We start from the raw sequence: 14,171 nt of genomic DNA, 5'->3' as shown, positions 1-14,171 counted from the left end.
CAAAGCTTAATGAGAATAAGCGATCAAAGTTAATGCCATTGGGTGATCAAAGCTAGGGAGAATATGCACTTGTGCAAACAATGCTTTTATTTTGTCGTCGACATCGCTCATCTCAATCACCTTGTTACATTTACTGCATATTAAAAACATTGATAATTGATGTGAGCAGCCATCATTTACATGCGTACACGCCATGAATTTATTTTCTGACTTCAAGCGATGCACTAAACTGACTGATTCTAAAAAGTCTAAAATTCGATAAACTGACATAGCCAAAATAGGCACGCTCATTACTTTATTAAATTGCTCTGTCAGCTCATAAGCAGATAACGGCTTATTTGCTTTTAATAAAATTTCTAGAACCTGCTGGCGTTTTTCAGTGAACTTTCCTCCAGCAGTCGCACACTTTATATTTGCAAAACGAATTGTTTTTTTTAACTGCTGTTGATTCATAGAAGCCACACTAAATCGGAGTTTCTTGAATTTATTTTCCCCATTCCTTGTCCTTTGTAATGAGCTCATAAGCCGTTTTAAATACTTCTTTTAAAGCCCTGATTGGTGCCTTTGTTAACAACACTCAACTTTTACTTGATACAATATAACATTTCAAGCACAATTGATATAGTATAACATCCAACAAGGTAGTCAAATGAAACGAAGATCTCAATTAGCTGTGCTCATAGCAGCTTTGTTACCTGCAAGTGTGCTTGCAAAAACCATCGAAGGGATTGTTCTAAACAATCAAGGAAATGCTGTCACCAACGCAACTGTAGAAGTGGAAGGAACAGATATAACAGTCACCACAGATGAAAACGGCAAATTTGTCATCGCAGATTTAAAAAATGGCTTAAAAGAGCTTCACATTGTTGCACCAGGTTATGCTCACCTCCATAGCGACATAACAATAAATAACAATGAAAAACAATCTATTACATTTAATTTAAAACGTTCTCCAATCGAAGTGATTGACATTGAAGCCACCCCAATTCATATGTCTGCAATGGAATCAGCGTCTCCTGTTAGTGTTTTATCTGGCGAACAATTAAGACGTCAACAAGCTGCAACTCTTGGCGACAGCCTTGAAAAGCTGCCTGGTGTTAATACCAACTTTCATGCAAAAGTAGCTAGTACGCCTATTATTCGTGGCTTAAGTGGCCCCCGTGTACTTATTACTCAAAATGGCCTTGATGTCAGTGATGTGTCACGAGTAGGCCCTGATCATTCAGTTGCTTCAGAAGCATCAACAGCACAACAAATTGAAGTTTTACGTGGCCCTGCAACATTATTTTACGGTAGTGGCGCAATTGGTGGTGTTGTTAATGTGGTTGATAACCGTGTACCAACAGACAGCATAACTCGTGGCGAATGGAATCTTGAACACAACTCTGTTGATAATCAAAAAGTGGCTTCGTTTAATGCCACCACTGGTACTGATTCATTCGCATTTTATGCCGATGCATTTTGGCGTGAAGCTGATGACTATGAAGTACCTGTAGCCCCTGAAGTTGAACACGATGATCATGACCACGAAGAACACAGTGGCGATTACGTTGTTGAAAACAGCAATGAAGAATCTGAGGGCTTTACTGTCGGTGCCAGCTATTTATTCGACCAAGGCTATGTGGGCATGGCTGTTGAGCAATTCAACCGTCAATACGGCATCCCAGGCCACACTCACGGTGGCGAAGAAGAACACAGCGAAGAAGAAGCGGTATTCGCTGACCTAGATCAAACAAAAGTTCAGCTTTTAGCTGAATATAACTTTGATAATGAGTGGCTTAATAAAATTAACTTACGTGTTGGTCACACTGATTACGAACATGCCGAAATTGAACATGGCGCGGTAGGTACAACCTTTAAAAACGAAACCAACGAGCTCCGCGTAGACTTAATGCATAACCCATTTAGTGAGTGGAATGGTGGTTTAAGTTTTCATTACAAAAACAGTGATGTAGAAGCTCAAGGCTCAGAAGCATTCACACCTCCATCTGAAACAGAAAGCATTGCCATCGCATTAATGGAAGGAAAACACTTTGGTGACGTTTTAGTACAACTAGGTGGCCGTGTAGAACGTGTAACCCTTGATGCTGACAATGTATTATTGCCAGACATTGATGCTCACCCTCATGACGATGATGGTCATGGACATGACCATGGGCATGATCACGGTTCTGAAAGCTCGTACACCCGTGTATTTGATGTTGAGCAAGAATTTACCCCTGTCAGCTTATCAGCAGGTGCCGTATGGGACTTTACCCCTGGTTATAACTTAGGCCTGTCAGTTTCACGTTCTGAACGTGCGCCGTCGGCTTCTGAGTTATTATCATTTGGTCCACACATTGGTACTGGTACTTATGAAGTGGGTGCATTATTTGATATTCATGATGGTCATTTTGAACTATCTGATAACCCTATCGATTTAGAAACAGCCAACAATATTGATTTAACCTTCCGTAAAACAGAGGGTGATATTGGCTTTATTTTTAATGCCTTTTACAACCAAGTAGATAACTATTATTACCAAGTCGACACCGGGTTATACGCAGAAAGTGGCCATAGTCATGGCGATGAAGACGGCCATGATCATAGTGACGAACACGACCACTCATCTGAACTACCTGTCTATTTATTTAAAACAGATGACGTAATTTTACATGGTTTTGAAGCGCAAGTTGCATGGCAGTTAACCGATGAGTTTAAAGTAGATCTATTCTCAGATTACGTTCGCGCTCGCTTACAAGATGGTGGCGATTTACCACGTACACCACCGCTTCGTTTTGGTACTGAGCTTAGTTATGAAACCAATAATTTAAGTGCTCACCTACATGTAACTCGCTATCAAGAGCAAGATCGTACTGCACCAGAAGAAACCTCTACAGACGGTTACACCATGCTTGATGCCAGTGTTTCATATGACTTATCAGTGCTAAATCAAGATCTTTCTCTGTATCTGCGCGGTACCAACCTAACAAACACAGAAGCACGCGTACATAGCTCATTTTTGAAAGATATTGCACCACGTCCAGGACGTAGTTTTGCACTCGGTATTCGCGGTTATTTTTAAGCGCAAAAACAATTATAAATTAAGGAAATTAACATGACTAAACTATTCAAATTAAAACTCATAGCACTGGCAATAAGCAGTACATTAATTACCGCCTGTGGTGATGCAGAAACAAATATCGTTGAGAAAGATCCTATTGAAGTGCCTGATGACCATGATCACGGTGATGGTGATGGTGACGATCACGACCATGGCGATGAATACACCATTGATTCATTAGGTCGACTTGTAGTACTTGCAGGTGACAGCAACACAGCAAGCTTCTTTGACTTAGACGACAATGCGTTGCTTGACACATTTACACTAACCAATGATTCAAACACGTTGTCGTCATCACCTGATTTTCGTTATGCAGTGATTACTAGCCGCGCACAAGACTACCTAGGTTTTATTGATGGTGGTTTATGGCGTGAAGATCACGGTGAGCATTTACATGACTACAAGCAAAGCCCTGCTGCAAGTAGTTATGAACTAACCAACGGTAGCCGCCCAACCCACCTTGTTAAACACGATGGTAAATTAGCCATTTTTTACGATGGTGATGCAACGTCTGGCACAGTTGCATCTGTTGAAGTATTGACAGATAGCGACATCACAAGTGCAACAGCAACGTTACCTGGCATCACTTACGATATAAATATGCATGGTGTTGCAGAGCCTCGTGGCGAACATTTACTATCAACCATTCGTCGTGATGATGCAGACAGCACATCTGTTGCTAAAGTTTTGCCTGATCAAGTAGGTGTTTATCATTTTCATGATGGCGAATACGAACTAGAACAAACTTTAGAACTTACCTGCCCAGATTTACATGGTGCAGCACAAAACCACGATTACGTAATCTTTGGTTGTAGTGACGGCGTATTATTAGCACACCAATATGATGACGAGTACGAAGCTGAAAAAATAGCAAATATCGACGCGGTTGGTGATTTACGTATTGGCACTATATACGGTCATGAAGACAGCGAGACCTTTATTGGCGTTGCATCAGGCCACGGTGGCGGCCCTGCAGTGATTTTAAGTATAGATCCAGCAAGCGCTGAAATGGAAGAATTAGAATGGCAACTAGCCGATGGCGCAAGTGCTGTTTCTTACTCTTTCTCAGCAAATGGCGAGCACTTTTTAGTATTAGACAGCTTAGGCTTTTTAAACGTACTAGAGGCGCATGAACACGACGGCCATACCCACTGGGAATTAGCAGGCCAAGTTGATATCACTGAAGAAGACGTAACAACCATGCCTGAAGGCATGAAGTTTAGTATGACTGTAGCGCAAAATGGTCAATTTGCTTATGTAGCCGACCCAATCGCTCAACATGTTGTACAAGTACACCTAGAAGATTTAGAGATTGAAGGTGAACTAGAACTTACATTCCCACCAGCTGCTATCACTTGGTTAGGTATTGCAGAAGAGGAAGAAGATCACGACCACGATCATTAAGCTTGTAGCGTATTTAACCGTTAAATTAAACGCTTAAATTATAAGAGTCTAATGCCGAATAGTATATTTTATTATTCGGCATTTTTTATTTAGGTGATATCGAGAATATTTCGAAAAGTCTTATATGCCTAGCTTTTAAATAACTGAGTGTATCTTTTGGCATAACTCAGTACTATTTTTGCTGTTTCTTCATTATCGAGTAATTGAATTGGTGGCTCAGCTAATGGCGGTAAATCATCAAAGCTAGGTAATGGTTTTTCCAACCAACGCCAACACTTAGTCCGGTTAGCTTCAACTTTTAATAAAGTTAGCATTATTTCCTCAAGAATTTCAGGCTGACCAAACCAACCTATAGGTTTGGTAACTGGCTTTCTACCTCCTTGAATCACTCGCGGTAACTGCGACAGCTTTAGCTCATCAATAAGAATATTCTTACGAGTCCAGTCAGCGTGTATATCTAACTTCTCATTAGGGTAGCGAACATTATCCGTTGTAGGGATCACTAACCCAATTTTAACTTTATTAAGAGATTTTATTTTTTCGAGAGCTCTTTCTAAATCAGTATCATTAGTGACGAATACGACTTGCTCAATTGACTCATCTGTTAACACATCAAATAATGCCTCAACGGCAATATTTACATCGGTTTGCTTTTCCTCTAACTTCCAAATATCTACATATTCACATTCATTTGGGGGCTTTTTAGGTTCTTTTTCGTCAATTTTAAATGCGCGGGTTGGGTTTATAGAGTAATAACCTTTAATGATTTCTAACTGATTTTTGAGACTATGAAAAGTTAAAGCTCGATGATATGCCTGCTGATCAACTAATGAATCTTTTGACATAGCTGCTTTTTCTATAATATCAGCAGTAAAAAACTTAATACTTAGATTATCACTAGTATGGATTTCATTTGTTGAGCTGGGGAGAATAAAGCTGTCAAATAGTCTAAATATATCCATCAATATATATGCGAGTCTTCAAAATTTATCCTTAAATTTTAGTGACAAAAAAACCGACACTAAGGTCGGCTTTTCCCCCCTATATCCAGGAGACTCAATGCTACGCGTGGAAGTAGGGTTAGTTGTTAAAAACAATACTAGTCAAAAATGACTATTTCGTCAACAATTAAACAGCTAACAAATAATTACTAAGCAACAACGTAAAAACTATTTCCGGCGCCAGCCGCTCCATACATCGTCTTCTTGGTTGGCTTTTTTGTTCTTTTTCTTACCAGTGCCTTCTGGCTTGGCCATTGGCTTGTCGTTTTTAAGCGCCTCTGCCGCATCAAGGTTGGCTTGGTTTACAGCAAAGCCTGCTACCTCTTCGCGCTCTAAACGTAGTTTGTTTTTCTTCTCAATCACCTTAAAGTGATGAAAATCTTCATAATCAATCAGTGATAACGCTAAACCAACTTCACCAGCACGGCCACTTCGGCCAATACGGTGCATATAATCAGCGGGGCTACGTGGTAGGTTAAAATTAATAACTACTGGCAGCTTGGCAATATCTAAACCACGGGCGGCAATGTCAGTGGCTATTAGCACGTCTATTTCACCGTTTTTAAACTTTTCGATTACTCGGGTACGCTCGCTTTGGCCTTTATCACCGTGGAACACTTGCGCATTCACGCCGCGCTTTTCAAGTTTGCCCGCTAAATGCTCACAGTCTTTTTTGGCGTTGACAAAAATCAATGCTTGGCGCCATTGATGAGTTTTAATTAAATGCGCTAAAACTGTGGTTTTCTCGCCTTTATTTACCGTAAATACACGCTGTACTAAAGTGCTTTCGTCTTTGCTTTGAACTTGAATTTCAACAGGGTCGTTTAGCAGCTCTTGCGTTAATAGCTTAACTTGCTCAGGGAAAGTCGCTGAGAACAACATGGTTTGCTTTTTAGCTGGCATTAATGCCAATAGCTCAGCAAGCTCTTCAGTAAAGCCAAGGCTTAACATGCGGTCAGCTTCGTCAAGCACCAATGTACTCACTTTATCCAGCTTAATGGCATTGCTTGAGATTAAATCGAGCAAACGACCTGGTGTTGCCACGATAATATCAGCACCACCACGAAGTGCCTGCATTTGCGTATTAACCGACACACCACCAAACACCGCTACCGTTTTAATCGCGCCATTAAAGTTCGCTGAGTATGATTTAACACTATCAGCCACTTGCGTAGCAAGCTCGCGCGTAGGCACTAAAATAAGCCCTGAAACAAAGTTACCTTTGCTCGGTGTTTTATTCGCACCTTGCGCTAAAAACAGCATTTGTAGCATCGGTAATGCAAACGTGGCCGTTTTACCCGAGCCGGTATTCGCCCCTGCAATTAAGTCACTTCCCGCCAAGATACTGGGAATTGCTTTTGCCTGAATCGGCGTAGGTTGCGTGTATTCAAGATCAGACAATCGAGCAATTAGCTCTGGGATAAGGCCAAGTTCGTTGAAATTGCTAGGGTTTGCGGCTGAGGTCATAAAAGGTGCGGGCTCATTACTAAAAATAGCCTGCAATTTTAGCGTATTTATTGCCCGTTAAGTAGAGATTAGTGATTTAAATGTGGTTTAGATAACAGCTACGAGTTTCGATCTGCAAGTCACGAGCATGTCTGTGTATTTGTTAGCTCAGGTTTATCCTGAGCTTTAATAGAGTTTGAAGCCATTATATTATTAGCTCTTACTCAGTTCTGCTTGCAGCCTAGCTTTTGTTTCTTTTAAGTAATTTATATAAGGATATGAGTCATCTGCAATCGCTAAAGCAGATTCCATCTGTTCTAGTGCTTGGCGAGTATCGCCTTGCATTTCATAACCATAAGATAAGGCTGAAAGCGCATCGACTGAATTTGGGTGGTTTTTTAAATTGTACTTAAACACCTCAATTGCACGGGTAAACTGTTTGCTGCCCGTTAAGTTATAACCTAGTGATCTAACAGCGCGATCTGGTGGCGATATCTGCTCGCCCCATTGTTGAGATAAGTTTTGATAATAAGCATCAATAGAGGCTATATCATCAGTTAAAGCAGTTATCGGCATTTGTTTTGGCAAGAATAAGTTGTAATAGGCATTAAATGCCCCAGCAGCGGTGGTTAAGCCATGCGAGATACCATCAAACGCATCACTAAAGAAACGCAAATTTGCCAACTTATTCGATTGCAGTGATTGCTGTAAATCATCATATCGTTCGCGCATGATGCCGGCTTCTTCGCCGATATTTATATAAACGTAATTGTTAAGCTCTTTGCTTTTAGCTAAAAACGATTTTGTACTTTTTACCGATGCGCCATAGTTCCACCAAACTGCAGGGCTATAAGCAATGTGCGCTTGGAATAACTCAGGTTTGGCCTGCAACGCATACAGCGCAAATACACCACCAGCAGAGGCGCCAGCAATCACTTTATAATTATGCGTACGATAGTTCTTATTTACTAAAGGAATAAGCTCTTGCTCAAAGAACGCTAAAAATTTTGCCGCGCCGCCCCCTTCACCAACAGGACCCTGCGGCTCTTTATTCACTGTAGGATACATATCTCTGAGCCGATTAGTGTTTTCAATAGCGACAATAATAACCTCAGGCGCACGATTATCATTTTGTAAACGCTCAATTACCGCACTGGCAAGCGGTATATTACCCGCGCCATCTAAGCGATAAATAACTGGATATACCTTATTTGGCTCAGATTGATAGCTCTTCGGTAACTGAACGACAACTGTGCGCTGTTCATTTAAAACAGCCGATTTAAATGTATGCGTGTGCACAGAGTAATCAGCACTTTGTTGTTTAGTATCAGATTGTGCAAGGACATTTTGTGAACTAAAAATAAAAATACTAAAGCTAATAAAACAAATGGCAGCAAATAACCGCATAACTAATCCCTTAGAGAAAAATAAGTTACTTAAGCTAACAGACTTTTAGACACAAAAAAAGCGTATTGAGCGTAATGCTCGCTTAGTTACAAAAACAATTAAAGATCAGTTAGGTTACTTTAAATTGCCAAAGCAGCGCGAAGGTAGATGCTATAAAAGGTAGGTAACACCCAACCCCTCAAAATACCGCCTAACAGATTTCATCATAATGATAGTGATAAAAAGCCTAGGTTTGTACCTAGACCTTTTCAATAATCTACAAGCAAATTTGTTGTGTTTTTTTTGTGCATTAAATTGATACCGGTGTCATGAATTTAATGGTTTTTATGACACCGGTATCATTGAAATTATTCATGTTTTTTACTAAATATATGTGTTTTTAGGCCTTTCATAGGCTCGAATATCCTTAATCCATCTGTTACTATAATTACAGCTTAAAGGGAAACAAGAACCCCAGAGCTATCCCGTTCAATCTCACACAATTTAGGTATAAACATGACTTCAAGCGCTACTCGTTTTGTCGATCTAACTGCAGCTGAACTTGTCGAACACGCGATCCGTCGTGGCGAAGGGACTTTAGCCGCAAATGGAGCTTTTGTTGCTAAGACTGGTCACAGAACTGGCCGTTCTCCAAAAGACCGTTTTATTGTTCAAGAATTAAGCACTGAAAATGATATTCAATGGGGTAATGTAAACCGCCCTTTCGATGCAGATAAATTTGACGCTTTATGGGCACGTGTAGAAGCACATGTGCAAAGCAATGACCACTTCATCTCTCACCTTGAAGTAGGCGCTGATCCTGAGCACTATTTACCTGTTGTTGTTACAACAGAAACTGCATGGCACCATATTTTTGCCAAAAACATGTTTATCGAACCTAAATCTTATAATGCATCTGATTTACCCGAGTGGCAGGTAATGAATGTACCTTCGTTTGTTTGTGATCCAGAGCGTGATGGCACAAATAGCGATGGCACAGTTATTATCAACTTTGCACAACGTAAAGTATTGCTAGCAGGTATGCGTTATGCCGGTGAAATGAAAAAATCAATGTTCTCAGTACAGAACTTCCTACTACCAGCAAAAGGTGTATTACCAATGCACTGCTCTGCCAACGTAGGTGAAGCTGGTGACACAGCATTATTCTTTGGTTTATCTGGTACAGGTAAAACCACTTTATCAGCAGATCCAACTCGCTTTTTAATCGGTGATGACGAGCATGGCTGGGCACCTGGCAGTGTATTTAACATCGAAGGCGGTTGTTACGCTAAATGTATTGATTTATCGCAAAAGAACGAGCCTGTTATTTGGGATGCCATTCGCTTCGGTACTATTTTAGAGAACGTGGTACTTGACGAAAATCGCGTACCAGACTTTAACGATACCAGCCTAACTCAAAATAGCCGCGCAGCTTACCCACTAGAGCATGTTGAAAAACGTAAAGTAGAAAACCGCGCTGGTGAACCTAAGGCTGTTGTATTCTTAACATGCGATGTAAGTGGTGTATTACCGCCGGTATCTGTATTAACCGAAGAAGCTGCTGCATTCCACTTCCTAAGTGGCTACACAGCAAAAGTAGGTTCAACTGAAATTGGTTCAACAAGTGATATTGAATCAACATTCTCAACCTGTTTTGGTGCTCCGTTCTTCCCACGCCCGGCAGGCGTTTACGCTGAGCTTCTTATGAAGCGCGTACGTGAGTTTGGCGCTAAAGTATACTTAGTTAACACTGGTTGGACTGGTGGCCCTTACGGTACGGGTAAACGCTTTGATATCCCAACAACACGCGCCGTTGTTGATGCAATTGTATCTGGTAAACTTGTTGGTGTTGAAACTCAACACATCGACGTTCTAAACCTCGATGTTCCTGTTGCAGTTCCTGGCGTTGACAGCGAGCTACTTAACCCTATTAATACATGGGCTGACAAAGCTAAATACGCTGAATATGCAGCTAAACTTGCAGCCGATTTCACTGAAAACTTCGCTAAATACGATGTGTCAGACGAAATTAAAAATGCAGGGCCAAAAGCACAGTAACATGCTTTAAAACCGAACTTTAAGCGCCAGCATCTGCTGGCGTTTTGCGTTTACTAATACAAAACATTATTCATGATCAAACGGAATTAGCCTCCACCGCGTAATTTGTTTTTTCTCCCTTACCACTAAAAACTCTTGTACTCGCCTAAATAATCAACACGTACTATTTAAATTATTTTACCCGAAAACATTTACTTTATTTTGTTTTATGTTAAAAAGTAACAGTGCATTTTTAATAAAATGTTACTTTTGTACCTTTATGTGAACAACCCATTTCGTAAAATGGTACAAAATACTGGGCATATTAGGGTCGTAATGTCGGTTAAAGGGAATAGCTACTCTGGCTCTTAGTCAGTCAAGCTAACACTGGTTATAAAAAGAAACAAAAGAGATTAAACCATGTCAAAATTAGTCATCGATAGCAATTATAACAATATAAAACGCACTAAAAATCGGCTTAGCTTAGCGATTTCTTATGCGCTATTGGGCTTATGCCCACTGCTGCTTGCGGCTCAAACTTCGCAACAAAATGACAGCGATGTCATCACTGAAAGTAAAGACGAAGCTATGGAAGTCATCGAAGTAACAGGGATCAGAGGTAGTATCAATAGCGCACAAAACCTTAAACGTTATGCCGATACCGTAAAAGATGTCATTACTGCTTCAGATATTGGTGCATTGCCTGATAAATCTGTAACAGAGGCCTTACAACGTGTACCAGGTGTCACAATCGAACGTTTTGCATCATCAAGTGATCCAAAGCATTATGCTGATGAAGGTACTGGCGTTTTGGTACGCGGCTTAGACCGAGTGCGCTCTGAAGTAAATGGCCGTGACGCATTCAGTGCGAACCCAAATGGTGGCTTAAGCTATGAAGATTTTCCTGCCGAATTACTCAGTGCCGTAGAGGTAGTGAAAAATCAAACATCCGATCTTATTTCTGGTGGTGTTGCAGGGACTGTAAATTTAATTACCCGTAAACCTTTTGATTCCACCGATCGCATCATCTCTTTTAACGCCAAAGCAAACTATAGTGATTTTCGCGAAGAAACAACCCCTTCTTTCTCAGCGCTTTTTTCTGATAATTGGGAAACCAATGCGGGTAAGTTTGGCTTTTTAATTGCCGCATCTCAATCCGAATATAAAACCCGCGGTGATGGCGTTGGCTTAGGTAACTTTCATGCTCGTGGTGACTCCTTCATACCGACACTTGATCAATGGGGAGGCATCACTGGCGTGGACCCAAGCTCACCTGTAGATGGTGCTGCACTTCCTGGTCAACCTGCAAATAGTGTCTGGTATGTGCCTGCAGCGATCCACATGAGCACAGCAACAAATGACCGAAAACGAACGGGCTTAACCAGTTCATTACAATGGGCAAGTGATGATGACAAAATTGTCGCAACGGTTGAGCACATCAATTCAAAAGCATCTTTAGAGTGGGATGAGCGTCAAATAGGACAGGCTGCACAGGGCTTTAGAGGCTTTATGGGATCATCGCAAAATTGGCAAGATGACTCAGAAAATGGCTATCCATTAACGACAGAGAATGGCTTTGTCACATCAGGTATTGCACTTGGCGTTAGCCCTGAAACACCTTTCTTTTACCGTAGCCGTTGGAACTACAATGAAAGCACCGTAGAAGACACCTCTTTTAACCTTGTTTTAAAACCTATCGATAGACTAACTTTAGAGTTCGATTACCAACATGTAGACTCAGAAAAAATAGTCCACAATTACAGCATGTCAGGTCAAACTAGAGGCAATCATGTTCATGCTGTATCACCGTATTTCCTTGATATGCGCGGCGATAGGCCAACCGTTGAGTTTCTCAGTGATAACATAATGACTGCAGGTTGGTCGCCAAATGAAGACTGGGACGGTCCAGTGCCTAATTTATTTCTAGGCAGTGGTATGGAGCAAGAAGAGCACAATACAGCAACGGCAAATAGCTTTAAATTTGATGTAAATTATGAACTTGATGGTAATTTTACAAATATTAAAGCAGGTTTCTATGTTTCAGATAAAGACCTAACAGTACGCGACACAGCTTATGAGGGATGGTCGGCAATCGGTACCCCTTGGATACAAGCAGACCGCAATGCTGCAGCTGCAGTTAATCGCCCAGAGCTATTTGAGCGTGTCGACTTTTCAGACTATTACCATGGTCAAGTACTACAAGGTAATGTAAATAACTTTCTATTCCCTAGCATGGATTTAGTAAGAAACTACGCTGATTCCTTGCGCCAAGGTTGTCAAGATGGTTGGCATAATGCGACCAATAGCGCAGCTAACGGTGGTACATGCTCCGGTACTTACGTGCCCTATGCAGATAAAGAAAACCGGGTTGAAGGACCTTTTGCAGCGCATAACATTAGTTCAACTAATGAAAAGCGAAGTGAGTTCTATATTCGCAGCGATTTTGACTTTATAGATTTAGCGATTCCAGTCACTGGTAATATTGGCTTGCGCTATGTTAGCTATCAATTGGAGTCAACAGGTGCCTTTGTACAGCCACAAGTCATTAAACGCGGTGAGCCAGGCACGTCATTAAACCAAGTGATGCAACAAGATGAATATAAGCGTTACTACGATATTGCCAATGGTGAATCTCAATTAAGTACCGTTGACGGCACCGACTACAACACTATTTTACCTAGTCTAAACTTAAGTTTTGGCGTAAGCGAAGATGTCGTTGTGCGATTTGGTGCATCGAAAGCACTTTATTACCCAAGCTTAGTAGACGCCCGTAACATCAGTATTCTTAATTTAGATTATACACGCCGCCTACAAACTCCAGGCGCAGACTACGACGAAGCCAATAACCCCGTTGTTGCACTTGATGATATTGAGCTGTCAGCATTATCAGGCAATCCAAATTTAAAACCTGAAGAATCAATAAACCTTGACCTATCAACGGAGTGGTATTTTGCTCCAGCAGGCTATGTCACTGTGGGATTGTTTAATAAAAAACTAAGTAACATTATTCGTAACAGAGCTTTCGATTTGGACGTGACATTCAATGATGAAACCTACGATGTATCTGCTTATGGCCCTGCAAATACGGGCTCTGGCACCATCCGTGGGGCTGAGTTTTCTTATTCTCAATTCTATGACATGTTACCTGGCGCATTTAGCGGCTTAGGTTTGCAGTTTAACTACACTTATATAGATCAAGATGGTTTAGAAGACCCCAACGAGGTATCCGCTGGTACTCTTGGTTTTGATGAAAATGGTAATCCTATCGCAGATAATCGCAACACTTTCCGTGTATTTAGTGATTTACCGCTCCAAGGGTATTCAGACCAAAATTTAAATATTATTGGTATGTATGAATACGAAAACATTTCGTTTCGTCTCGCTTATACTTGGCGCTCAGAGTATCTGTTGACTCTACGTGAATCTGAAGAATACGTACCAGCTTACGCTGAAGCATCAGGCATGATGGACGCTAGCTTATACTACACAATCAATGATCATTGGAAAATAGGCTTTGAAGCGAGCAATCTACTCGATACAGAAACAAAAACTCAGTATCAATTAGATCAAGACGGAACAAAAACTGAAGCACTTAGCTTTACTACAGACCGACGTTACGCGCTAAGCGTTCGCGCAATATTCTAAACAACCAACTCAAACGCGCGTAGCAATAAAACTACGCGCCGTTTTAACTAATCTCTTTTTATCAGTCCTACATAATTTATAAATGTTTATGTATCAAAATATTAAATGCCGCATAACCTCAATATAAATGTACCTAAATAAGACAAAAA

Annotated in this window: 8 protein-coding genes; 4 read left to right on the top strand and 4 right to left on the bottom strand. The window is 40.9% G+C overall.

The features are described from left to right. Window positions 1-6: 6 nt before the first annotated feature. Window positions 7-453: a Fur family transcriptional regulator gene (locus tag PHAL_RS23320; RefSeq protein WP_036981587.1), complete on the bottom strand. Its 447-nt coding sequence runs from the start codon at window positions 451-453 to the stop codon at window positions 7-9. A 196-nt stretch (window positions 454-649) separates the two neighbouring features. Between PHAL_RS23320 and PHAL_RS0121420 the strand changes: the two genes are divergently transcribed. Further along, on the top strand, window positions 650-3,064 hold the full coding sequence (locus PHAL_RS0121420) for a TonB-dependent receptor (protein WP_016710486.1): 2,415 nt from the start codon (window positions 650-652) through the stop codon (window positions 3,062-3,064). A 33-nt stretch (window positions 3,065-3,097) separates the two neighbouring features. After that, window positions 3,098-4,507 (top strand): hypothetical protein, encoded by a 1,410-nt coding sequence (locus PHAL_RS0121415; RefSeq protein ID WP_016710485.1) that lies wholly within the window; start codon window positions 3,098-3,100, stop codon window positions 4,505-4,507. A 128-nt stretch (window positions 4,508-4,635) separates the two neighbouring features. On the opposite strand, the gene PHAL_RS0121410 is transcribed toward PHAL_RS0121415, so the two are convergent. The 3 genes from PHAL_RS0121410 to PHAL_RS0121400 form a co-directional block, all read right to left on the bottom strand. Continuing rightward, window positions 4,636-5,469, bottom strand: coding sequence for an NYN domain-containing protein (locus PHAL_RS0121410; RefSeq protein ID WP_016710484.1), 834 nt, complete (start codon window positions 5,467-5,469; stop codon window positions 4,636-4,638). A 207-nt stretch (window positions 5,470-5,676) separates the two neighbouring features. Next, a complete protein-coding gene (locus PHAL_RS0121405; RefSeq protein WP_016710483.1) occupies window positions 5,677-6,975 on the bottom strand; it encodes a DEAD/DEAH box helicase in 1,299 nt (432 codons plus the stop codon). Window positions 6,976-7,167: 192 nt separating this feature from the next. Further along, window positions 7,168-8,361, bottom strand: a complete 1,194-nt coding sequence (locus PHAL_RS0121400) for an alpha/beta hydrolase-fold protein (protein ID WP_016710482.1) — start codon at window positions 8,359-8,361, stop codon at window positions 7,168-7,170. A gap of 495 nt (window positions 8,362-8,856) precedes the next feature. Between PHAL_RS0121400 and PHAL_RS0121395 the strand changes: the two genes are divergently transcribed. Both PHAL_RS0121395 and PHAL_RS0121390 read left to right on the top strand, forming a co-directional pair. Further along, complete coding sequence (locus PHAL_RS0121395) at window positions 8,857-10,398, top strand: phosphoenolpyruvate carboxykinase (protein WP_016710481.1); 1,542 nt, start codon at window positions 8,857-8,859, stop codon at window positions 10,396-10,398. Window positions 10,399-10,797: 399 nt separating this feature from the next. Further along, complete coding sequence (locus PHAL_RS0121390; RefSeq protein ID WP_016710480.1) at window positions 10,798-14,022, top strand: TonB-dependent receptor; 3,225 nt, start codon at window positions 10,798-10,800, stop codon at window positions 14,020-14,022. The last annotated feature ends 149 nt before the right edge of the window (window positions 14,023-14,171 follow it).

This window comes from Pseudoalteromonas haloplanktis ATCC 14393, assembly GCF_000238355.1.
Lineage (GTDB): Bacteria > Pseudomonadota > Gammaproteobacteria > Enterobacterales > Alteromonadaceae > Pseudoalteromonas > Pseudoalteromonas haloplanktis.
The sequence above is the reverse complement of the archived record's forward strand: the minus strand, read 5'-3'. Positions and strand labels throughout refer to the sequence as shown.